The following is a 20,153-nucleotide window of genomic DNA, read 5'->3' on the forward strand; positions in this document are numbered from 1 at the left end:
GATTCCGCTAAACACCGCGCCAACTCGCGACATTCCATGCGATCGGCGCGGATTTCCCAGGGAAGTCCGGGTTCGGTCGTTTTGACATGTTGCGGACCTAAATTTGAACGGGCGGTTCTAGGACCGCATAACGAAGCCCACTTGCCGGATGGCAACTGGAATGCAAGGAGAACAGGCGTGGCACGTATCGCTGGCGTCAACATCCCGACTGCAAAGCGCGTCGTCATCGCGCTGACCTACATTCACGGGATCGGTCCGAAATTCGCACAGGAAATCGTCGAGAAGGTCGGTATCCCGGCTGAACGTCGTGTGCATCAGCTGACGGACGCTGAAGTCCTTCAGATCCGCGAAGCCATCGACCGCGACTATCAGGTCGAGGGTGATCTTCGTCGCGAAACCGCGATGAACATCAAGCGCCTGATGGATCTCGGCTGCTACCGCGGCCTGCGTCACCGCCGCGGCCTTCCGGTCCGTGGTCAGCGCACGCACACCAATGCCCGCACCCGCAAGGGTCCGGCAAAGGCAATCGCTGGCAAGAAGAAGTAATTTCCGGGAAACCGGAGTGGGGAGGCTGGCGGTCTGCGCCGGCCTCTTTTGAGTTTGGAGCGGGGCCGTATAGGCGCCGTTCCGGTGTAGCCGCTGGCATTACGGCGGTGAAGAGATCAACGAAAGGAATACCATGGCTAAGGAAGCCGTCCGCGTTCGCCGTCGCGAGCGCAAGAATATCTCGTCGGGTGTCGCTCACGTCAACTCGACCTTCAACAACACGATGATCACCATCACCGATGCGCAGGGCAATGCGATCGCCTGGTCGTCGGCCGGCGCCAAGGGCTTCAAGGGCTCGCGCAAGTCGACCCCGTTTGCTGCCCAGATCGCTGCCGAAGACTGCGCCAAGAAGGCCCAGGAGCACGGCATGAAGTCGCTGGAAGTCGAAGTCTGCGGCCCGGGTTCCGGCCGTGAATCGGCTCTGCGCGCGCTCCAGGCTGCAGGGTTCATGATCACGTCCATCCGCGACGTGACCCCGATCCCGCACAATGGCTGCCGTCCGCGCAAGAAGCGCCGCGTCTGATCATCGCTCTCGTCACCGGTGAGCGCCTTGGCGCTCCCGGTGGTTTTCAAGCTCGGTTGCCACGATTGGATGGTGGCAACGAACGGAAGGCAAACTCATGATTCAGAAGAACTGGCAGGAACTGATCAAGCCGAACAAGGTGGAGTTCTCCTCGAGCTCGCGCACCAGGGCGACGCTCGTTGCTGAACCGCTGGAGCGCGGCTTCGGCCTCACCCTCGGCAACGCGCTGCGCCGCGTTCTGCTCTCCTCGCTGCGCGGTGCTGCCGTCACGGCGGTGCAGATCGACGGCGTGCTGCATGAATTCTCCTCGATCCCGGGCGTTCGCGAGGACGTGACGGACATCGTGCTCAACATCAAGGAAATCGCCATCAAGATGGATGGCGACGACGCAAAGCGCATGGTCGTGCGCAAGCAGGGCCCGGGCGTTGTCACGGCTGGCGACATCCAGACGGTCGGCGATATCGAAATCCTCAACCCCGAGCATGTCATCTGCACGCTCGACGAGGGTGCCGAGATCCGCATGGAGTTCACCGTCAACAACGGCAAGGGCTACGTTCCGGCCGAGCGCAATCGTGCGGAAGACGCTCCGATCGGTCTCATCCCGGTCGACAGCCTCTATTCGCCGGTCAAGAAGGTGTCCTACAAGGTTGAAAATACCCGCGAAGGACAGGTTCTCGACTACGACAAGCTGAACATGACCATCGAAACCGATGGCTCGATCACCGGCGAAGACGCCGTCGCTTTCGCGGCGCGCATCCTGCAGGATCAGCTTGGCGTTTTCGTCAACTTCGACGAGCCGCAGAAGGAAACCGAAGAGGAAGCAGTCACCGAACTCGCTTTCAACCCGGCTCTCCTCAAGAAGGTGGACGAACTCGAACTGTCGGTCCGTTCGGCAAACTGCCTGAAGAACGACAACATCGTCTACATCGGCGACCTCATTCAGAAGACCGAAGCAGAAATGCTCCGCACCCCGAACTTTGGTCGCAAGTCGCTGAACGAAATCAAGGAAGTTCTCGCTTCCATGGGCCTGCACCTCGGCATGGAAGTGCCGGCATGGCCGCCCGAGAACATCGAAGATCTCGCCAAGCGTTACGAAGACCAGTACTGAGAAAACAAAAGGCAGGCTCTATCGGCTGCCTTTCCCCGTCAAACAGCAGGCAAATCGCCTGCATGTGCCAGGAAACGGCAGGCCCGGTAACGAAGTAAGGGCACTGCATTAAAGGAGAATAGCAATGCGCCACGCAAAAGCCGGCCGCAAGCTGAACAGAACCGCAAGCCACCGTAAGGCGATGTTCGCCAACATGGCTGCTTCGCTGATCACCCACGAGCAGATCGTTACGACCCTGCCGAAGGCCAAGGAAATCCGCCCGATCGTCGAAAAGCTCGTCACGCTCGGCAAGCGCGGCGATCTGCACGCTCGCCGTCAGGCGATCTCTCAGATCCGCGACGCCGCCGTCGTTTCGAAGCTGTTCGACACGATCGCCACGCGCTACGCCACCCGCAACGGCGGCTACCTGCGCATCATGAAGGCCGGTTTCCGTCAGGGCGACAATGCCGCTTTGGCCGTCATCGAATTCGTTGACCGCGACACCTACGCCAAGGGCGCAGCCGACAAGGCTCGCGTCGCCGCCGAAGAGCAGGCCGTCGCTGCCTAAGACTTTCCGATTTCGGAAGACACAAAGCCGGGCCTTGCGCCCGGCTTTTTCGTTTCTGCCCGCATTCTCTTGGTGAGTGAGTAGCGCCATGATCGACCACATAACCATCGCGGTGGGTGATTTGTCGAAGAGCAAGCTCTTCTACGAAAAAGCGTTCTTGCCGTTGGGTTATCGACTGACCTTCGGGAAGGAGAATATCTTCTGGGCTTTCGATATCGGCAATGGCTGCCTGTTCGAGATCCAGCAGGCGGATGGTCCGCCGCCCTTGACCCACATTCACATCGCTTTCAGGGCTCGCAGCCAGGCCGAGGTCGATGCCTTCCATCACGCCGCGCTCGAAGCCGGCGGCGAGGATAACGGCGCTCCCGGCCCACGCCCGGAATACGCGCCGGATTATTACGCCTGCTTCGTGCTCGATCCGGATGGTTACAATATCGAGGCAATGATCAACCAGCCGGCAGTCGGCACGTGAAAGCTGTCCTTCCAAATCGGCTCGGGCGCATGCAAGCCCAACGCTTGGCGGCCCTGTTCGTCATCATCCTTTCCGGTTTGGCGCTCAGGCGCTTCGGCTATGCAGCCGATCTGCCCTTCTTCCTCGTCAAATATGGTGGGTCGCTGCTTTGGGGATCCATGGTTTATGTCCTGCTGGCGCTCGCCGTGACAGCTCTCATTGCGAGAGTGCCGCCCGCAGCAATTGCGGCGTTGGCGCTGGCCGTTGCCATCTGCGTTGAATTCTTCCGGCTCTATCACACACCGTGGCTCGATGCATTTCGGCTGACGACCCCCGGAGCCTTGCTGCTTGGGCGGGTCTTCTCGCTTTGGAATATATTGGCATATGCCATCGGGATAGTTGTGGCCTGTGCGTTTGATCCCGCACTCAGGCAATCATCGCCTGAGCGGCGTTGAACGGATCGTCACGAAGCTGATGATCCCACTGGCCGGCCGCGCGGCCGTCCTTGACCTTTCTTCCGGCTGCGCGCGATCGGCCGCCAGGAGCGGTAGAGGATGAGAGCAATGATCAGCCCGATATAGATATATTGCTCGAAATCGAGGATCTTGGTCGAAAGTGCGAAGTGCAGCGCCCCGCACGCGGCGATGATGTAGACCAGGCGGTGCAGCCAGGTCCAGTTTTTGCCGAGGCGGCGGATCGAGAAATTGTTCGAAGTTGCCGCGAGCGGCGCAAGCAGGGCAAGCCCGGCCATGCCGAACATGATGAAGGGGCGCTTCAACACGTCGTTGATGACCGCTTGGATATCCATCGCCTGGTCGAGCACCATGTAGACGGTGAAGTGCATCAGGGCATAGTAGAAGGTCAGCAGGCCGAGTGCGCGCCGATAGCGCAGATAGTTCCAGCCGAAAAGCTCGCGGGCGGGGGACACGGCAAGCGTTGCGATCAGGAAGCGGATCGTCCAGATGCCGAGGAAGAGCTCGAAGGTCTTGACCGGATCGGCGCCGAGCTGATCGGTCGCGCCGAGATAGAAGGTCCAGGCGGCGGGCACGAGCCCCACGGCATAAAGCAGCCAGACGGAGGCGGGTTGCCAGCGCTTCGGGATGGCGAGCGACAATTCCGCCATCAGAAATTCGCTTTCAGATCCATGCCGGCGTAAAGGCTCGCCACCTCGTCGGCATAGCCATTGAAGGGCAAGGTGGGATGGCGGCTGGCACCGAAGAAGCCGCTTTCGCCGATACGCCGTTCGGTGGCCTGGCTCCAGCGCGGATGGTCGACATCAGGGTTGACGTTGGCGTAGAAGCCGTATTCCTGCGGATTGGTCACCTGCCAGGTATTCTTCGGCTGCTGGTCGGTGAGGGTGATCCTGACGATCGACTTGATACCCTTGAAGCCGTATTTCCAGGGCACGACGAGGCGGATCGGCGCGCCGTTCTGGTTCGGCAGCGTTTCGCCATAGAGCCCGACGGCAAGCAGCGTCAGCGGATGGCGCGCCTCGTCGAGGCGCAGGCCTTCGACATAGGGCCAGTCGAGCGACTGGAAGAGCCCCTTCTGTCCCGGCATTTCCTCCGGCCGCACCACCGTTTCGAAGGCGACGTATTTGGCGCTGCCGAACGGCTCCACCTTGTCGAGCAGCGATGCCAGCGGGAAGCCGTCCCAGGGGATGACCATCGACCAGGCCTCGACGCAGCGCATTCGATAGGTGCGCTCCTCGATCGGGAATTCCTTCATCAGCGCCTCGATGTCGAAGGTGCCCGGCTTGTTGACCATGCCGTCGACCTTGACCGTCCAGGGCAACGGCTTGAAATCGCCGGAGAGAGCGGCGGGGTCGCCTTTGTCGAGGCCGAACTCATAGAAGTTGTTGTAGGTCGTCACATCCTTGAGCGGCGTCGTCTTCTCGTCGACCTTGTATTTGCTCTGCACGGCGGAAAGCGCGGCCGCGCTCGCTTTTCCCGCGCCGTAAAGCGCCATGGCGCCAAGCGCTGCAGCGCCCAGGAATTCGCGGCGGCGCACATAGACCTGGCGCGGCGTGATTTCCGATGAAGCGATTTTTGGTGGGCGATAGGTCGGCATGTCAAAACCTCCTGGGCGGCTTTCCGAGTATAGTCCTTAAACGAACCGCCCGCATATTCGGATCAATCTCTATGCCTTGAATATGATCGACGGGAAGCCAATTTTTTGTGTTCGCCTGTGATGGAATAGGCTGTAACAAAACGTCCCGCCGAACCGTATATGATCGATGCGCGTCGTATTGCTTCATCCGGCGGCGTACCGGATTTGGCGTTCCCGGTAGTGACAGCCCCCGTCGATTGGATTAGGACAATTCCAAACAGCAGCGATTGCCTGGCCCGCAAGCTCCACAGCCGCCCGCTTCGCCTGATATTTCCGATACGTCGAGGAAGATACCGATGCCAGCTTACCGTTCCAGAACCACGACCCACGGCCGCAACATGGCGGGCGCGCGCGGCCTTTGGCGCGCCACGGGCATGAAGGATTCGGATTTCGGCAAGCCGATCATCGCGGTGGTGAATTCCTTTACCCAGTTCGTGCCCGGCCACGTGCACCTGAAGGACCTCGGCCAGCTCGTCGCCCGCGAGATCGAGGCGGCCGGCGGTGTCGCCAAGGAGTTCAACACGATCGCCGTCGACGACGGCATCGCCATGGGCCATGACGGCATGCTTTATTCCCTGCCCTCGCGCGAGCTCATCGCCGACAGCGTCGAATATATGGTCAATGCCCATTGCGCTGACGCCATGGTCTGCATCTCCAATTGCGACAAGATCACCCCCGGCATGCTGATGGCGTCGCTGCGCCTCAATATCCCGACCGTCTTCGTCTCGGGCGGCCCGATGGAAGCCGGCAAGGTTGTCCTGCACGGCAAGACTCATGCGCTCGATCTCGTCGATGCCATGGTTGCGGCCGCCGACGACAAGATCTCCGATGAAGACGTCAAGGTCATCGAGCGTTCCGCCTGTCCGACCTGCGGTTCGTGCTCCGGCATGTTCACCGCAAACTCCATGAACTGCCTGACGGAGGCGCTCGGCCTGTCGCTGCCCGGCAACGGCTCGACGCTCGCAACCCACGCAGACCGCAAGCGACTCTTCGTCGAGGCCGGCCACCTGATCGTCGATCTCGCCCGCCGCTATTACGAGCAGGAGGACGTCAAGGCGCTGCCGCGCACCATCGCCTCCAAGCAGGCCTTCGAGAACGCCATGGCGCTCGATATCGCCATGGGCGGTTCGACCAATACGGTTCTGCACATCCTTGCCGCCGCCCATGAGGGCGAGGTCGATTTCACCATGACCGATATCGACGCGCTGTCGCGCCGCGTGCCGTGCCTGTCGAAGGTAGCACCCGCCAAGAGCGACGTGCATATGGAAGACGTCCACCGCGCCGGCGGCATCATGTCGATCCTCGGCGAACTCGAAAAGGGCGGCCTGCTAAACCGCGATTGCCCGACCGTGCATGCCGAGACGCTGGGCGATGCGATCGACCGCTGGGACATCACCCGCACCAGTAGCGACACCGTCCGCAATTTCTATCGCGCCGCACCCGGCGGCATCCCCACCCAGGTCGCCTTCAGCCAGGAGGCCCGCTGGGACGAGCTCGATACGGACCGGCAGAACGGCGTCATCCGCTCGGTCGAACATCCCTTCTCCAAGGATGGCGGCCTTGCCGTGCTCAAGGGCAACCTTGCGATCGACGGCTGCATCGTCAAAACCGCCGGCGTCGATGAATCGATCTTGAAATTCTCAGGCCCCGCCCGTGTCTTTGAAAGCCAGGACGCCTCCGTCAAGGCGATCCTCGCCAACGAGATCAAGGCCGGCGACGTCGTCGTCATCCGCTACGAGGGCCCGAAGGGCGGCCCCGGCATGCAGGAAATGCTCTATCCGACGAGCTATCTGAAGTCGAAGGGCCTCGGCAAGGCGTGCGCACTGATCACCGACGGCCGCTTCTCCGGCGGCACCTCCGGCCTCTCGATCGGCCATGTCTCGCCGGAAGCGGCGAATGGCGGCACGATCGGCCTCGTGCGCGAAGGCGACATGATCGACATCGACATCCCGAACCGCACGATCAGCCTGCGCGTTGGAGAAGCTGAGCTCGCCGCCCGCCGTACCGAGCAGGACGGCAAGGGCTGGCATCCGACTGAAGTGCGCAAGCGCAACGTCACCACCGCGCTGAAGGCCTATGCCGCCTTCGCAACGAGCGCTGACCGCGGCGCCGTGCGCGATCTGAACGCCCGCTGAGGCGTCTTGACCTGCTGATTAAAGTCAGTTGCTTTGGCGACCGGCCGCTTTCAAAGCGGCCGGTTGATGTTTTTATAGGTCTCGCCGAGCTGCTTCATCCGCTCGTCATAGGCAGCCTTGATACAGGCCGAATCTGCCCCGCATTCCTGCCGCTTCTTCAGCCAGGCCGTCTGTTCGTCTTGCAATGTTCCGCGCGAGCCCATGGCCATCAACCCGGAGAGCAGCTCGAAGGTGGTGACCATCCGGACATCGGCATCGTTGAGTGCGCGGTTGTCGCAGATTGCTTTTTCGTCCGGCTTCAATTCTTTCGCATCGCAATCGAAGCTTGCCGCCTTGGCCGCCTCCGATCCAAGGATAAGGATCGCAAGGCCAAGGGCCATCGTCATCGCTTTTTTCGTCATCATTCCTCTGTTCCTGTTGCCGCCCGTCAGGCCAGCTTGCGTAATGCCAGAGCCAAGAAGATGATGCAGGCGAGCCAGACGGCAAGGATGAAGATCAATCCGGCCCGGCCGGAGGGGCGCTCGATGCGCCTTGCGGCTTCCGCGCGAAGCTCGCTCATGACTGGGGCCGGAACGAGCCGGATCGCCAGCAAAATGCCGAGCGGAACGATGACGAGATCGTCGAGATAGCCGAGCACAGGAATGAAATCGGGAATGAGATCGACGGGTGAAAGCGCATAGGCCGCAACCGCGCCAGCCACCGCTTTGGCATACCACGGCACGCGGGCGTCACGCGCGGCCAGCCACAGCGCCACGATGTCACGCTTCAGTGACTTCGCCCAGATTTTGGCTTTTGATATCAGTTGCATGGCCGCTCTTCCTGAATCGAATTGGCAAAGGCTTCAAGCAAAATCTCTTGGGCTCCGATTGCCTCATTCTTCCATGCTTCCGCCCTCTTTCCTTTCTAGCGTCGGGCCGCAGAACAGGATGATTTTAGGCCGGTTGGGCTAAAATCTGAATCCCGTTCGCAATTAAATAGTTAGAGCATGATGTCGTCCGAAAACCGCTCACACTTTTCGGCATCATGCTCTACAACGTTGCTCAAGAGAATTAAAAAGGGATATCCATGCAAGGCCTGTTCAAGCACGCCTCCGTCTCGCTGCTCGCTCTGACGCTGCTTCTGCCGGCTGCCGCTCACGCGCAGACCACGAAAACCGTGCCAGAGAGCCAGATGCAAATGCAGCTCTCCTTCGCGCCGCTGGTCAAGCAGACCTCGGGCGCCGTCGTCAATGTCTATGCGGAAAAGATCATCAAGCGCCAATCGCCCTTCGCGGGTGATCCCTTCTTCGAGCAGTTTTTCGGCCAGCAGATGCCGAACCGGTCCGAAAAGCAATCCTCACTCGGCTCCGGCGTTATCGTCGAGGCGAACGGCACCGTCGTGACCAACAATCACGTCGTCGAAGGCGCCGATGACATCAAGGTGGCGCTGTCGGATGGCCGCGAATTCCCGTGCAGGGTGGTGCTGCGCGATGACCGCGTCGATCTCGCCGTGCTGAAGATCGATACCAAGGAAAACTTCCCGACCCTGCCGATCGGCAATTCCGATACGGTGGAAGTCGGTGATCTCGTCCTGGCGATCGGCAATCCCTTCGGCGTCGGCCAGACGGTGACGAGCGGCATCGTCTCGGCTCTTGCCCGCAATCAGGTGGTCAGGAACGAGTTCGGCTTCTTCATCCAGACCGACGCCTCGATCAATCCCGGCAATTCCGGCGGCGCGCTGATGAACATGAAGGGCGAACTGATCGGCATCAACACCGCGATCTTCTCGCGCGGCGGCGGCTCGAACGGTATCGGCTTCGCCATTCCCGCCAATCTCGTCAAGGTCTTCCTTGCTTCCGCCGATGCCGGCGTCAAATCCTTCGAGCGGCCCTATGTCGGCGCAAGCTTCGATGCTGTGACGTCTGAGGTCGCCGAAGCTCTCGGGCTCGACAAGGTCCGCGGCGCGCTTGTCGTCAAGGTCACCGATGGCGGGCCGGCGGCGAAGGCCGGGCTGAAAGCCGGCCAGATCGTCACATCGGTCAACGGCATCCCGGTCGAGCATCCCGACGCGTTGCTGTACCGCCTGACGACGGCCGGCCTCGGCAAGTCGGTCAACCTCACCGTCATCGAGAATAGCCGCGAGGAACAGTTGTCGCTGGCGCTCGCCCGTGCGCCGGAAACCTCGCCGCGCGACCAGCGCACCATCGGCGGACATACCCCCTTTACCGGCGCGGTCGTCGAAAACCTCTCGCCGCGCGTTGCCGACGAACTGCGCATGCCGTCGGAATCGGCCGGCGTCGTCGTCTCGGATATCAAGGAGGATTCGCCGGCCGCCCGTCTCGGTTTCGAGCCCAAGGATATCATCGTCTCGATCAACGGCACCGAGGTGAAGTCGACCAGCGAGCTGGCCGAGATCGCCAACAGCGACCCCGGGCTGTGGCGGGTGGAGATCGAGCGCGACGGTCAGCGCATCCGGCAGTTCTTCCGATGAGCAATGATCTCTTCGCGCCGCGCATTCCGGAGGAGGTTGCCGCCAGGCGGCCGCTTGCCGACCGGCTGCGGCCGAAGACGCTCGCCGATGTTACCGGTCAGGAACATCTGACCGGTGAAGACGGCGTCCTGAAGAGAATGATCGAAAGCGGCTCGCTCGGTTCGATGATCTTCTGGGGCCCGCCCGGCACCGGCAAGACGACGGTGGCGCGGCTGCTGTCGGGCGAGGCGGGGCTGGCATTCGAGCAGATATCGGCGATCTTTTCAGGTGTCGCCGACCTGAAGAAGGTGTTCGAAACCGCCCGCCTGCGCCGCATGGACGGCCGTCAGACGCTGCTCTTCGTCGACGAGATCCATCGTTTCAACCGGGCCCAGCAGGACAGTTTCCTGCCCGTCATGGAGGATGGCACCGTTATCCTTGTCGGCGCCACCACCGAAAATCCGTCTTTCGAGCTCAACGCCGCTCTGCTGTCGCGCGCCCGCGTTCTCACCTTCAAGTCGCATGACGAGGAGAGCCTCGAGGAGTTGCTGAAGCGTGCCGAGACGATCGAGCAGAAGCCGCTGCCGTTGACGGAAGAGGCACGCGCCAGCCTGATCCGCATGGCCGACGGCGACGGCCGCGCCGTGCTGACGCTCGCCGAGGAAGTCTGGCGCGCGGCCCGCGAAGGCGAGAGCTTCGACACCGAAGGCCTGACGCGCATCGTCCAGCGCCGCGCTCCGGTCTATGACAAAGCGCAGGACGGTCACTACAATCTGATCTCGGCGCTGCATAAATCCGTGCGCGGCTCGGACCCCGACGCGGCCCTCTACTATCTCGCCCGTATGTTCGATGCCGGCGAGGATCCGCTCTATCTCGGCCGGCGGCTGGTGCGCATGGCGGTGGAAGATATCGGCCTTGCCGATCCGCAGGCGCTTGTCATCTGCAATGCCGCCAAGGATGCTTATGAGTATCTCGGCTCGCCGGAAGGCGAACTCGCGCTGGCCCAGGCCTGCGTCTATCTCGCCACCGCGCCGAAATCGAATGCCGTCTACACAGCCTTCAAGGCCGCAAGCCAGGCCGCGAAGCAGAACGGCTCGCTGCTGCCCCCGAAGCATATCCTGAATGCACCGACGAAACTGATGAAGGGCGAGGGCTACGGCGAAGGTTATCGCTACGACCATGACGAGCCGGACGCCTTTTCCGGCCAGGATTATTTTCCGGAGAAGATGGGCCGCCAGACCTTCTACGATCCGCCGGAGCGCGGCTTCGAGCGCGACATCCGCAAGCGGCTGGAATGGTGGGCGAAGCTTCGCAAGGAGCGCAATCCGCGCTGACATGGCCAAGTCTCCTCGGCCGGTGACCGGCTCAGCCGCCAAGAGCGATCGCTATCGCAACCAGAAGCAATCCGAGACAGGTCATCGTCATGCCGGCGTAAAAGGGTCTGCCTCCCGAAAAGCTCGCCCACGCATAACCGGTCACAAATAGCAGCATGATGAGAAACAGGTTGCTGGTTCTCAGGGCAAGGTCGGCATTGTCGATCAGAAGAAAAGGGACAACTGCCGGGATGGAGGTCGCCGAAACCAGGAGGAAGACGGCGATTCCGGTAAGCAGATCGCCTTTTGCGAGGGACACCTTCACAGGGTCTGCCCGGCCTGCGAGCGTCAGCAGCGATCGATAGAGCGCGTCCGTATCGGCCGCCTCGGCGGCGAAGGGTGCTTTTTCAATCGGGAATTCACGCGCAAGCACGGTGAGCGCCGCAGATTCGCTTCTGGCGGCTTTGATTTGCCGAAAAAGCCGCAGCCGCCTGCTCTTGTAAAACGTCGTACCCAGGATGAACAAGACGGCGTCAATGATCCCCCAGGCCACATTGCATCCGATTGTGGCGACGACCAGCTCCCGGACATCTAATCCTTCTTCTTCAAAAACAAGCCGCGAACCAACCGTCAGAGTCAGGGCCATAATCAAGCCGAAAAGGACTTCGCCGAGCGCATCGCCGGGATCGATGACGGTGGTGATACGGCCAGTCGGGTTCGAAGTCATGGACTACTCCCCACGTGATGAAGATCCGCAGCGCCGCGGGTCTGACGCGCAAAGACGCTGTGATGCTCTGATTATTCGGCAGCCTTCGGCTCCCAATTACTTTCGCAGCATGAAAGGGCGTGCCGGCTGACGGCCCGAAGAATTGTGATCGACGCAGCGGTCTCATTCATTGATCGCGATCAACGATCAGGATAATTGGATGCGTCGTGATCGCGGGTTTTCGATGAAGCGCGTTCTGCGGGCTCGTCTGGAAACGCGCGGTGCTGCGAATCTCAGGAAGGGCGCGGCATTTTCTGATTGACGGGCGCGGCGATCACCTTGACGGCGGATTCCGCGAGACCGTGATGGCCTTCCATATCGACGACGACATGCCAGTGGCCGCTTTCCGGGACGGCAAGCTTAACCGGGGATTTGCGGGCCACGCCGCCGATATATTTGAAATCGAGAACCTCGGTGAAGCGCTGGAAATTCGGCGCCGTCATCAGTCGAACATTGTTCACCGCATTCAGCGACACCTCGACGATCGTCCCGGCGCGTTGTTCCTTGAGATCGTAATGGGTGAAGCGGAAATTCGGTTTCGGCATCGGTCTCGCGGTATCTGAAATCTCTACAACGAGATTTTACCAGCATGCCGGTTAACGAAAAGTTGGAGATCGGCCATTCCGCCAGTCCGCGTTTTCCGCCGTGCCGAAACCAGGCGTGGAATGGCTCAAAGCGCGGCGTAAACGATGTAAAGTTCGACGCAGGCAAGCAGGATGCTGAAGACGATCAGCGCCCGGGCGGTGCGCTTCTCGCGCATCTGCCGGCTGCCGCGCGTGACCTTGTGCGGGCGCAGAGGGTGGAAGGCGGAAGACATGATGTTGCGCATGGCATTTGACCTTTGCAATGACAGCGAGAGTCTACCGCCGGCTGCCGTAGGAAATCCATTCGGGGCGAGGGGCGAAAATATAGGAATGTCATAAAGGCGGGTGCCAGAAATTTCGATGCAGAGTGTCGGAAAACGACGACCGCCGCCGTCCTTGCGGTATCGACGCACAGATGGAGCAAGGACATGTCGAAGATGACGCTGATTTCGATGATCGCAACGGCCGCTGCCTTCTTGGCCGCGCCGGATATCTCGGCCGCAGGCGGCGCTGCGCCAGTTGTCGAGGAAGACAAGGCCATTGCGCCGATCGTCAGGAAAGGAAGGGTGCCGGTCAACGGCATCGATTATTATTACGAGATCCGCGGCGAGGGCGAGCCGCTGCTGCTGCTTCACGGCGGCCTCGGACAGATCGAGATGTTCGCGCCCGTCATGCCGATCTTCACGGATCACCGTCAGGTGATCGCCGTCGATCTGCAGGGCCATGGCCGCACGCCGCTCGGCAATCGGCCGATCGAGCTTCCCGATATCGGTGCCGATCTCGCGGTCCTGGTGAAGCAGCTCGGCTATGACAAGCTTGACGTCTTCGGCTATTCCTTCGGCGGCGGTGTGGCCCTTCACATGGCGGCGAGCGCACCGGACCAGGTGCGCCGGCTGGTGATCCTCTCGGCGCCCTATGCGCAGGACGGTTTCTTCCCGGAGATGCTGCCGCAGCAGGCGGCCGTTGGCGCCGGCATGGCCGAGATGATGAAGGACACGCCGATGTTCCTCTCCTACAAGGCGGTGGCGCCCGACGTGTCCGAATTTCCGAAGCTGCTCGACGCTATGGGGGCGCTGATGCGCAAACCCATCGATTACAGCGATGCTGTCGCGAAGCTCACCATGCCTGTGATGCTGATGTACGGCGATGCCGACATGATCCGCCCCGAGCATATGATCGACTTCTATCACAAGCTCGGCGGCGGCCTGCGCGATGCCGGCTGGATGCGGGAAAACATGTCGAAGAACCGTCTGGCGATCCTGCCCGATCTCACCCATTACGAGACCTTCGCCTCGCCCTTGATGGCGACCATGGCGATGACCTTCCTCAACGGCGGCGGCAAGGCGCCGAACTGGGCCGAACAGGTCGGAAAATAGGTGAGCGGCCTACCGTCTTCCCCACCGTTAAGACAGCGCTGCCGCCCCACTTCCGAGACCGGAAGTGGGGCGGCAGCACATGTCTCTCTTCAGGCTGCGCTTGTTGCGTCGCCGGGAAAATCCGTCGAGAGCGCGAGCTGGCGCCAAACGGCAAGTTCCTTTTCGACGCTCGCATGCTGCGCCTCGATCATCGCCACCGTATCGCTGCCGAACGGCATGCGCAGCGGCGGGTTGGCCGAGGCGACCATCGCCATGATGCCGGCGGCGAGCCTGGCCGGGTCGCCGGGCTGCGCGTGGTTGGCGTCGGCGGCAAAGTTGCGCATGTTGCCGGCCGGCGTGCCTTCGTAATCGGCAATGGAGGCCGGGCTGATCGCCAGCGAGGTGTCGGCGAGGAAATCCGTGCGGAAGAAACCGGGCTCGACGATCGTCACCGTGATGCCGAAAGGCTCGAGTTCGGCAGCCATCGATTCCGACAGGCCTTCGACGGCGAATTTCGTCGAGCCGTAGACGCCCCAGCCGGGATAGCCGAAGTAGCCGCCGACCGAGGAAAAATTGAGGATGTGGCCGGAGCGCTGGCGGCGCATATAGGGCAGCACGGCGCGTGTCACCTTCAGGAGACCGAAGACGTTCGTGGCATAAAGTTTTTCGATCTCCTCGGCCGAAGCTTCCTCGACTGCGCCGAGCAGGCCGTAGCCGGCATTGTTGGCGAGGATGTCGATTCGGCCGAAGCGGGCGATGCCGGCGGCCGCAGCCTCCTTCGCTTGAGCCTCGTTGGTGACGTCGAGGGCGACGGCGACCAGGTTCGGATGATCGCCGAATTGCTCGGTAATGGTCTTCGGGTTGCGGGCGGTGGCGATGACGGCATCGCCTGATGCAAGGGCTTCCTTGGTTACCAGTGCGCCGAAGCCGCGGGATGCACCGGTGATGAACCAGACTTTCATGACGAATTCCTTCCGAGCTGTTTGTTTGGCGTCGCATCTCTGTGCTGACGGGGTGAATTTGACCGAAAATCCGCTGATGTATAAGATTCGTTATTCTCGAAACTATAATGAGTGAAATTCAGCAATGCGCGCCACAGACCTGTCCGAACTCGCAGCCTTCGCGGCTGTCGCGCGGCATAAGAGTTTTCGAAAGGCAGGTGAGGAGCGGGGCGTCACCGCCTCTGCCGTCAGCCATGCCGTTCTCAATCTGGAAGACCGGATCGGCATCCGCCTGCTCAACCGCACGACGCGCAGCGTTTCGCTGACGGAGGCCGGCGAACTCCTGATCTCCCATCTCGATCCGGCCTTCGGCGAGATGGCGGCTGCGCTCGATGCGCTGAACCGCTATCGCGACACGCCCTTCGGCAAGGTGAGGATCAACGTGCCGACTTCGATCGGCCCTTTCGTCATCGGCCATGTCATCGGTCCGCTGCTCAAAAGGAACCCCAATCTGCAGCTGGAAATCAACGCGACCGACAGGCTGGTCGATATCGTCGAGGAAGGCTTCGATGCCGGCATCCGTTTCGGCGAACGCATCACGGAGGGCATGATCGCGCTGCGCATTAAGCCGCGCATTCGCCTGGTGGTCGTCGGCTCGCCAGCCTATTTCGAAACCCGCCCGAAGCCGGAAACGCCGCACGACCTCAAGCGGCATCTCTGCATCCAGAACATGTTTCCATCAGGCGCCCGTTATGCCTGGGAATTCGAGAAGGATGGCCAGACGGTGAGCTTTCAGCCGACCGGGCCGCTATCGCTCGACGATCACGAGCTAATGCTGCAGGCAGCGCTTGGTGGCGTCGGCCTTGCCTATATCTGGGAGCCGCGCGCGGAGAAGGCGATTGCCCGCGGCGAACTGATCCAGGTGCTGGACGACTGGTGCCAGCTGGAGGAACCACTCTATCTCTACTATCCGAGCCGCCGCCACATGTCGGCGGGCTTCCGCGCAGTTATCGACGCGATGAGAGCGGAGTAAAGAAGCGCAAATCCTATCCGCGCAGGCCGGCGATCGTCCGAAGCGCTTCAAAATAGACCGCGAGGTCGCGGGCAGGATCTGATGGGAGCTTGGCCGCACGAAACACCTTGCCTCCGGTCGCCTCGATCCCTCCGTCGATCATCAGGTTATCGGCCATGCCGTGATTTTCGATCGCGATGCCGTCCGGTCCGCGCGGCCGCCCGCTCGTCTCATCGATCTCACGCCCCGCATACCAGATCGAACGAACACGCAGACCATAATCGTCGGGGTGATTGGTATAGGCGAACACCGCCTTTCCCAGCGCAATCATGAAGCCGATCTCGTAGACCGTGCCTGGATCGGCGCTGACGCCTCGAAAGGGCGTGATGTTGGCCAGGCAGATATCGGCCCGGCGCATGGCGTCGTCATTGCGCCCGTAGATCTCTGCGGCCGTCCGCTTTATCGGCGTCTGGTTTTCGTCGCTGCCGGGGCCGGTCGGCTCGAAGCCGAACTGGCGCGCCAGGCGGCGTTTTTCGGCCATGATGGGCATGGCATCCGGAAGAAAGACTTCCGGCCCGGCAAGATAAATGGTGGTCATGATATCCTTCATTCACAGGCGAGACGACGCGCCGGGCGGTGCCGGGCACAAAACCCATTTCCGACGGAAACACGGCAGATGGCAAGCCGTGCCGGCGGGCGTGGTTCAATTTTTCGGGAAACCGCCGCGATGCGCGCGCAACGAAAAAGGTTGAGGCTTGCGCCTGTCTGCCTTTTGACTCCTGTCAGCGAACCGGCCAAAGATGCGCCATGGCCAGCATCGTCGGGAGAAGTTGATGAACGGTCGGAATTTGCCACCTGCGGATCGAAAAAAACCGAAGCGATGGGGATGTTTGCTTCCCGCCCTGGCCGCACTGATGCTGCTATCATCGGAAGCGGTCGGGCAGGACATGGAGCCGCAAAGCCAGGCCTCACGCGAGCAGGTCGAAAAACTCGTGGGCCTGTGGAAGGAGCATTTTGCCGGCGCCGACAGTCTGCAGGAGAGGCGAACGGCTTTCAGGACGCTGATGGAGACGACGCCGGGACCGACGCGCATTCAGCTTCGGCAGGTCGATGCCGACGGCGTCGATGCCGAGCTGATGTGGCCCGCCCGTCTTCATCACCCGATCGGCGAAAGGGCGATTCTCTATATCCATGGCGGCGGTTTCTCCAGCGGCTCCATGCGCACGCACAGCCTGCTTGCCGGCTCGCTCGCCAAGGCTGCATCCAGCGATGTGCTGCTCATCGACTATCGGCTGATGCCCGAATATGGCTATCCCGCGCAGATCAACGACGCGCTGACGGCCTATCGCTGGCTTCTCGACAACGGCTATGACAACGGAAACGTCATCGTCGCGGGAGACGGCGCCGGCGGCAATATCGCGATCGAGATGGTGTTGCGGCAGATGAAGGCGGCAAAGCCGTTGCCGGCGGCTGTTGTGGCGCTGAGCCCGATCACCGATCTTACCGCAACGGGCGACTCGGTGGCATCGAATGCCGAAAGCGATCCGCTGGTCGACAAGGCCTGGCTTGAAATCTCACGCAAGGCCTATCTCGGCAACCGGTCGCCGACCGATCCCCAGATATCGCCGCTCTATGCCGACATGAAGGGCTTTCCGCCGCTCTTGCTGCAGGTCGGCTCCGGCGAAGTCCTGCTCGATGACACGCTGCGCCTCGCCGACAAGGCGCGTCAGGCGGGCGTGGATGTCACCACCGAGGTCTGGCCGGGCATGCCGCATCAGTGGCAGCTGTTTCCCTCGCTGCTCGACGATGCCGATCGGGCAAACCAGAATATCGCAGATTTTGCGATCCGGCATTTTCAGGACAAGCCGAAGGAATAGCCCCGAGAGACCAAGCGCCTGGCGGGCATCGCATCATTGCGATGTGCTGCGGGACGGCGAAGGCGACAGGGGCTGCTCGACCTGCCGCCCGACACTCAGCGCCTTTCGCACATTCGGCTCCAGCCGCTCGATATAGGCGTGATCAGGGGCGGCGCCCAGCGCATCCAGCACTTTCGAGAAGAAACAGCGCGCCGCTGCCGCCGCCGTGACGTCGAAAATATCGGCGTCGCTCAGCCCGTGTTTCTTCAGCCCGTCAATATCCTGCTGCGTGATCGACGTCGCATCACGCGCCACCTTGGCGGCAAAGGCCATGATCGCCCGTTCGCTGGCGTCGATCGGCGCCTTCTCCGTCTCGTTGACGACGGCCGTCAGCCCGTCGCTGGTGAAGCCTTCGCGCAGCAGCACTGAGCCGTGCGCCAGCATGCAATAAGAGGATTTCAACTCCTTGGCCGCCGCCAGCGTCACCAGTTCGTAGCGTCTGAGGCTCATATGGCTGCGAATGCTCGAAAGCAGCGCCCCCCAATTCTCCATCACCTCAGGCCGATGGCCGAAAGCGCGGTACATATTGGGCAGATAGCCGTAATTGGCCTCTGCCGAGGCGTACATCGACGTCGTCTTCTCGCTGGCGGATGCATTGGGGGTGTGAATGAAAGCCATGACAGAACCCTCCCTTGATCCGTTGGGAGAATAGAGCGCAGCCGGTCGACATCAATCTGTCTCAGCCATCGTAGCCTTGCGCTGCCGGTAGAAGGGCAGGATATGGTGCTCGGTCAGCGGAGCCATCAGAATGTCGCCGGGCTCCATCGGCGAAATCCAGCGAATTTCCTCGATCTCCGCCGTGGCGCTGACGGCGCCGTCACCGACATGCAGCAGGAAGACATCGGCAACGACGATATGATCGGGCTCGTTGGCGGCGGGCGCCTCGAACCGGCCGAGAAATGCAAGCGCTGCCGTCGTCGAAACAAGCCCGACCTCCTCGCAAAGCTCCCTTGTCAGCGCCTCTTCGGCCGTCTCCCCAAGCTCGATCTTGCCGCCGGGCTGTATGAAGGCCAGCGTGCCGCGCTTGCGCACCAGAAGCGCAAGGCCATCGTCGCGCAGGACGAGAGCAGCGGATATGCGGATCGTTTTGGTCATAAGCCGATCTGAACGGATTCGCGCAAAGACGCCAGTCAGAAATTTGCAGACCGTTCCGAGCGTTCAGCATGCCGAAAATTCTTTCCGGCAATTCGGAAAAATTAAATCGTTCCAATAGCTATATCCTGATCTCAACAAAATGATGGCGAATAAAACTCAGAAAATGCCGGATTTCATTTCGATTCCGCTTGACAAAATTGGAACGTTCCAAATAAATAGGCGCCAGTCGACGATGGCGTCGGGAGGAAGAAGTGACAAAGCCGCGGGTGACCGTCATCGACATTGCGAAGGCTGCCGGCGTCTCCAAGTCGACGGTGTCGCTGGTGCTTCAGGGCTCGTCTTTGGTCAATGAAGGGACGCGCTCCAAGGTCAATGCCGTGATGCGGGAGCTTGGCTATGTCTACAATCGCGGCGCGGCGAACCTCCGGCAGGCCGGCGCGAAATCGAGGATCATCGGCGTCGTTGTCAACGATCTGACGAACAGCTTCTTTGCCGAGCTCGCGGTTGGTGTCGATATGGTCGTCCAGTCGGCCGGCTTCGTGCAGTTCCTTTCGAACACCAGTGAGAGCATCGACAGGCAGCGCGAGGTTGTCGCGTCGATGCGTGAGCATGGTATCTCGGGTCTCATCGTGTCGCCGGCGCGCGCCACCGATGCCGCGGACTTCAAGCCGCTCGTCGCGGCAGGCATTCCGGTCGTGGTCGTCGTCCGAAATCTGCCGGGCGCAAAAGTCTCGTCCATCGTCTCCGACAACAGGGCCGGCATGATGGCCGCCGTCGAACATCTGGTGGGGCTTGGTCACAGCAGAATCGCTTTTCTCGGCGGTTTTCCCGACACCGCCGTCTTCGACGATCGCCTGACGGGTTACCGCAGCGGGATCGAGGCGGCAGGGCTCGGCTACGACGAGGAGCTTGTTATCTCGTCCGCGCCGTCGCGAGCAGGTGGTGTTGAGGCAATCGGAAAAGCGATCGGTCTCGGCGATCGGCCCACGGCAGCCGTCTGCTTCAACGATGCTGTCGCCTTCGGTGTCTGCGACGGCTTGCGCGCGCGCCGTCTGGAGCCCGGGGCCGACTTCGCCGTGGTGGGTTTCGACGATGTCATCGAAGCGCAGGCGGCGGTTCCCGCGCTGACGACGGTCTCGGTCGATCCGCAGGGCATCGGGCGGCGCGGCGCACAGATGCTGCTGAAGCAGATCAATGCGGGCAAGGCCGAGGCCGAGACCGTAACCACAGCCGTTCGGCTGGTCGTTCGCGAGAGCTGCGGAGCCGGCAAAGCCGCGCCGGCGAGAGCCGGCAGAGCGTGAAAA

The 20,153-nt window shown here is 61.5% G+C and carries 24 protein-coding genes; 13 read left to right on the forward strand and 11 right to left on the reverse strand.

The window, feature by feature from the left end; genetic code table 11:
- The first annotated feature begins 177 nt into the window (after nt 1–177).
- The 6 genes from rpsM to ATY76_RS24925 all read left to right on the forward strand — a co-directional run bounded on the left by rpsM (nt 178) and on the right by ATY76_RS24925 (nt 3,630).
- Nucleotides 178–546 (forward strand): 30S ribosomal protein S13, encoded by a 369-nt coding sequence (gene rpsM, locus ATY76_RS24900; protein WP_008521297.1) that lies wholly within the window; start codon nt 178–180, stop codon nt 544–546.
- Between the two features lie 133 nt (nt 547–679).
- Nucleotides 680–1,069 (forward strand): 30S ribosomal protein S11, encoded by a 390-nt coding sequence (gene rpsK / locus ATY76_RS24905; RefSeq protein ID WP_003547577.1) that lies wholly within the window; start codon nt 680–682, stop codon nt 1,067–1,069.
- 97 nt (nt 1,070–1,166) lie between these two features.
- Entirely contained in the window at nt 1,167–2,177 is a 1,011-nt protein-coding gene (locus ATY76_RS24910; RefSeq protein WP_003547579.1) for a DNA-directed RNA polymerase subunit alpha, read from the forward strand.
- A 124-nt stretch (nt 2,178–2,301) separates the two neighbouring features.
- Nucleotides 2,302–2,724, forward strand: a complete 423-nt coding sequence (rplQ, locus tag ATY76_RS24915; RefSeq protein ID WP_088677329.1) for a 50S ribosomal protein L17 — start codon at nt 2,302–2,304, stop codon at nt 2,722–2,724.
- An 88-nt stretch (nt 2,725–2,812) separates the two neighbouring features.
- Nucleotides 2,813–3,196, forward strand: a complete 384-nt coding sequence (locus ATY76_RS24920) for a VOC family protein (RefSeq protein WP_088677330.1) — start codon at nt 2,813–2,815, stop codon at nt 3,194–3,196.
- Between the two features lie 29 nt (nt 3,197–3,225).
- The gene (locus tag ATY76_RS24925; protein ID WP_088677331.1) at nt 3,226–3,630 is read left to right on the forward strand and encodes a DUF2809 domain-containing protein; all 405 of its coding nucleotides are present in this window, start codon (nt 3,226–3,228) and stop codon (nt 3,628–3,630) included.
- 8 nt (nt 3,631–3,638) lie between these two features.
- On the opposite strand, the gene msrQ is transcribed toward ATY76_RS24925, so the two are convergent.
- Nucleotides 3,639–4,298, reverse strand: coding sequence for a protein-methionine-sulfoxide reductase heme-binding subunit MsrQ (gene msrQ / locus ATY76_RS24930; RefSeq protein WP_088677332.1), 660 nt, complete (start codon nt 4,296–4,298; stop codon nt 3,639–3,641).
- Entirely contained in the window at nt 4,298–5,245 is a 948-nt protein-coding gene (gene msrP, locus ATY76_RS24935) for a protein-methionine-sulfoxide reductase catalytic subunit MsrP (protein WP_088677333.1), read from the reverse strand. The genes msrQ and msrP overlap by 1 nt, the downstream gene beginning before the upstream one ends.
- A 335-nt stretch (nt 5,246–5,580) precedes the next feature.
- Between msrP and ilvD the strand changes: the two genes are divergently transcribed.
- On the forward strand, nt 5,581–7,419 hold the full coding sequence (gene ilvD / locus ATY76_RS24940; RefSeq protein ID WP_088677334.1) for a dihydroxy-acid dehydratase: 1,839 nt from the start codon (nt 5,581–5,583) through the stop codon (nt 7,417–7,419).
- Nucleotides 7,420–7,469: 50 nt separating this feature from the next.
- Here the strand turns inward: ilvD and ATY76_RS24945 are convergent, their stop codons facing one another.
- Together ATY76_RS24945 and ATY76_RS24950 are read right to left on the reverse strand one after the other, a co-directional pair.
- A complete protein-coding gene (locus tag ATY76_RS24945) occupies nt 7,470–7,823 on the reverse strand; it encodes a lysozyme inhibitor LprI family protein (RefSeq protein ID WP_088677335.1) in 354 nt (117 codons plus the stop codon).
- A 23-nt stretch (nt 7,824–7,846) separates the two neighbouring features.
- A complete protein-coding gene (locus ATY76_RS24950; RefSeq protein ID WP_088677336.1) occupies nt 7,847–8,227 on the reverse strand; it encodes a DUF1232 domain-containing protein in 381 nt (126 codons plus the stop codon).
- Between the two features lie 257 nt (nt 8,228–8,484).
- Here ATY76_RS24950 and ATY76_RS24955 point away from each other — a divergent pair, with 257 nt between their 5' ends.
- Together ATY76_RS24955 and ATY76_RS24960 are read left to right on the forward strand one after the other, a co-directional pair.
- Entirely contained in the window at nt 8,485–9,888 is a 1,404-nt protein-coding gene (locus tag ATY76_RS24955; protein ID WP_088677337.1) for a DegQ family serine endoprotease, read from the forward strand.
- A complete protein-coding gene (locus ATY76_RS24960) occupies nt 9,885–11,201 on the forward strand; it encodes a replication-associated recombination protein A (RefSeq protein ID WP_088677338.1) in 1,317 nt (438 codons plus the stop codon). Before ATY76_RS24955 ends, ATY76_RS24960 begins: the two co-directional genes overlap by 4 nt.
- Nucleotides 11,202–11,232: 31 nt before the next feature.
- Here the strand turns inward: ATY76_RS24960 and ATY76_RS24965 are convergent, their stop codons facing one another.
- From ATY76_RS24965 to ATY76_RS33830, 3 genes are all read right to left on the reverse strand, one after another.
- Nucleotides 11,233–11,907, reverse strand: a complete 675-nt coding sequence (locus tag ATY76_RS24965) for a VIT1/CCC1 transporter family protein (RefSeq protein WP_088677339.1) — start codon at nt 11,905–11,907, stop codon at nt 11,233–11,235.
- Nucleotides 11,908–12,179: 272 nt separating this feature from the next.
- The gene (locus tag ATY76_RS24970; RefSeq protein ID WP_088677340.1) at nt 12,180–12,491 is read right to left on the reverse strand and encodes a DUF1883 domain-containing protein; all 312 of its coding nucleotides are present in this window, start codon (nt 12,489–12,491) and stop codon (nt 12,180–12,182) included.
- Nucleotides 12,492–12,616: 125 nt separating this feature from the next.
- Entirely contained in the window at nt 12,617–12,775 is a 159-nt protein-coding gene (locus ATY76_RS33830) for a hypothetical protein (RefSeq protein ID WP_190233728.1), read from the reverse strand.
- Between the two features lie 183 nt (nt 12,776–12,958).
- On the opposite strand from ATY76_RS33830, the gene ATY76_RS24975 reads away from it, so the two are divergent.
- Nucleotides 12,959–13,906, forward strand: a complete 948-nt coding sequence (locus tag ATY76_RS24975) for an alpha/beta fold hydrolase (RefSeq protein ID WP_088677341.1) — start codon at nt 12,959–12,961, stop codon at nt 13,904–13,906.
- 89 nt (nt 13,907–13,995) lie between these two features.
- On the opposite strand, the gene ATY76_RS24980 is transcribed toward ATY76_RS24975, so the two are convergent.
- Nucleotides 13,996–14,847 carry an oxidoreductase gene (locus tag ATY76_RS24980; RefSeq protein ID WP_088677342.1) on the reverse strand — a complete coding sequence of 284 codons (852 nt, stop codon included), beginning with the start codon at nt 14,845–14,847 and terminating at the stop codon, nt 13,996–13,998.
- 124 nt (nt 14,848–14,971) lie between these two features.
- Here ATY76_RS24980 and ATY76_RS24985 point away from each other — a divergent pair, with 124 nt between their 5' ends.
- Complete coding sequence (locus ATY76_RS24985; protein WP_088677343.1) at nt 14,972–15,859, forward strand: LysR family transcriptional regulator; 888 nt, start codon at nt 14,972–14,974, stop codon at nt 15,857–15,859.
- A 13-nt stretch (nt 15,860–15,872) separates the two neighbouring features.
- Here ATY76_RS24985 and ATY76_RS24990 read toward each other — a convergent pair whose 3' ends face one another.
- Nucleotides 15,873–16,436, reverse strand: a complete 564-nt coding sequence (locus ATY76_RS24990; RefSeq protein WP_088677377.1) for a nucleoside 2-deoxyribosyltransferase — start codon at nt 16,434–16,436, stop codon at nt 15,873–15,875.
- Between the two features lie 304 nt (nt 16,437–16,740).
- Between ATY76_RS24990 and ATY76_RS24995 the strand changes: the two genes are divergently transcribed.
- Entirely contained in the window at nt 16,741–17,715 is a 975-nt protein-coding gene (locus ATY76_RS24995) for an alpha/beta hydrolase (RefSeq protein WP_245310071.1), read from the forward strand.
- Between the two features lie 33 nt (nt 17,716–17,748).
- Here the strand turns inward: ATY76_RS24995 and ATY76_RS25000 are convergent, their stop codons facing one another.
- Both ATY76_RS25000 and ATY76_RS25005 read right to left on the reverse strand, forming a co-directional pair.
- A complete protein-coding gene (locus tag ATY76_RS25000) occupies nt 17,749–18,372 on the reverse strand; it encodes a carboxymuconolactone decarboxylase family protein (RefSeq protein ID WP_088677345.1) in 624 nt (207 codons plus the stop codon).
- A 51-nt stretch (nt 18,373–18,423) separates the two neighbouring features.
- Nucleotides 18,424–18,849, reverse strand: a complete 426-nt coding sequence (locus ATY76_RS25005) for an NUDIX domain-containing protein (protein WP_088677346.1) — start codon at nt 18,847–18,849, stop codon at nt 18,424–18,426.
- 251 nt (nt 18,850–19,100) lie between these two features.
- On the opposite strand from ATY76_RS25005, the gene ATY76_RS25010 reads away from it, so the two are divergent.
- On the forward strand, nt 19,101–20,150 hold the full coding sequence (locus ATY76_RS25010) for a LacI family DNA-binding transcriptional regulator (RefSeq protein ID WP_088677347.1): 1,050 nt from the start codon (nt 19,101–19,103) through the stop codon (nt 20,148–20,150).
- The last annotated feature ends 3 nt before the right edge of the window (nt 20,151–20,153 follow it).

The sequence above is a fragment of the Rhizobium sp. R339 genome, assembly GCF_002211395.1.
Lineage (GTDB): Bacteria > Pseudomonadota > Alphaproteobacteria > Rhizobiales > Rhizobiaceae > Rhizobium.

Coding starts and splice junctions, on each gene's coding strand:
- rpsK (WP_003547577.1), top strand. CDS start 680: ATGGCTAAGGAAGCCGTCCGCGTTCGCCGTCGCGAGCGCAAGAATATC.
- ATY76_RS24910 (WP_003547579.1), top strand. CDS start 1,167: ATGATTCAGAAGAACTGGCAGGAACTGATCAAGCCGAACAAGGTGGAG.
- rplQ (WP_088677329.1), top strand. CDS start 2,302: ATGCGCCACGCAAAAGCCGGCCGCAAGCTGAACAGAACCGCAAGCCAC.
- ATY76_RS24920 (WP_088677330.1), top strand. CDS start 2,813: ATGATCGACCACATAACCATCGCGGTGGGTGATTTGTCGAAGAGCAAG.
- ATY76_RS24925 (WP_088677331.1), top strand. CDS start 3,226: ATGCAAGCCCAACGCTTGGCGGCCCTGTTCGTCATCATCCTTTCCGGT.
- msrQ (WP_088677332.1), bottom strand. CDS start 4,298: ATGGCGGAATTGTCGCTCGCCATCCCGAAGCGCTGGCAACCCGCCTCC.
- msrP (WP_088677333.1), bottom strand. CDS start 5,245: ATGCCGACCTATCGCCCACCAAAAATCGCTTCATCGGAAATCACGCCG.
- ilvD (WP_088677334.1), top strand. CDS start 5,581: ATGCCAGCTTACCGTTCCAGAACCACGACCCACGGCCGCAACATGGCG.
- ATY76_RS24945 (WP_088677335.1), bottom strand. CDS start 7,823: ATGATGACGAAAAAAGCGATGACGATGGCCCTTGGCCTTGCGATCCTT.
- ATY76_RS24950 (WP_088677336.1), bottom strand. CDS start 8,227: ATGCAACTGATATCAAAAGCCAAAATCTGGGCGAAGTCACTGAAGCGT.
- ATY76_RS24955 (WP_088677337.1), top strand. CDS start 8,485: ATGCAAGGCCTGTTCAAGCACGCCTCCGTCTCGCTGCTCGCTCTGACG.
- ATY76_RS24960 (WP_088677338.1), top strand. CDS start 9,885: ATGAGCAATGATCTCTTCGCGCCGCGCATTCCGGAGGAGGTTGCCGCC.
- ATY76_RS24965 (WP_088677339.1), bottom strand. CDS start 11,907: ATGACTTCGAACCCGACTGGCCGTATCACCACCGTCATCGATCCCGGC.
- ATY76_RS24970 (WP_088677340.1), bottom strand. CDS start 12,491: ATGCCGAAACCGAATTTCCGCTTCACCCATTACGATCTCAAGGAACAA.
- ATY76_RS33830 (WP_190233728.1), bottom strand. CDS start 12,775: ATGCGCAACATCATGTCTTCCGCCTTCCACCCTCTGCGCCCGCACAAG.
- ATY76_RS24975 (WP_088677341.1), top strand. CDS start 12,959: ATGTCGAAGATGACGCTGATTTCGATGATCGCAACGGCCGCTGCCTTC.
- ATY76_RS24980 (WP_088677342.1), bottom strand. CDS start 14,847: ATGAAAGTCTGGTTCATCACCGGTGCATCCCGCGGCTTCGGCGCACTG.
- ATY76_RS24985 (WP_088677343.1), top strand. CDS start 14,972: ATGCGCGCCACAGACCTGTCCGAACTCGCAGCCTTCGCGGCTGTCGCG.
- ATY76_RS24990 (WP_088677377.1), bottom strand. CDS start 16,436: ATGACCACCATTTATCTTGCCGGGCCGGAAGTCTTTCTTCCGGATGCC.
- ATY76_RS25000 (WP_088677345.1), bottom strand. CDS start 18,372: ATGGCTTTCATTCACACCCCCAATGCATCCGCCAGCGAGAAGACGACG.
- ATY76_RS25005 (WP_088677346.1), bottom strand. CDS start 18,849: ATGACCAAAACGATCCGCATATCCGCTGCTCTCGTCCTGCGCGACGAT.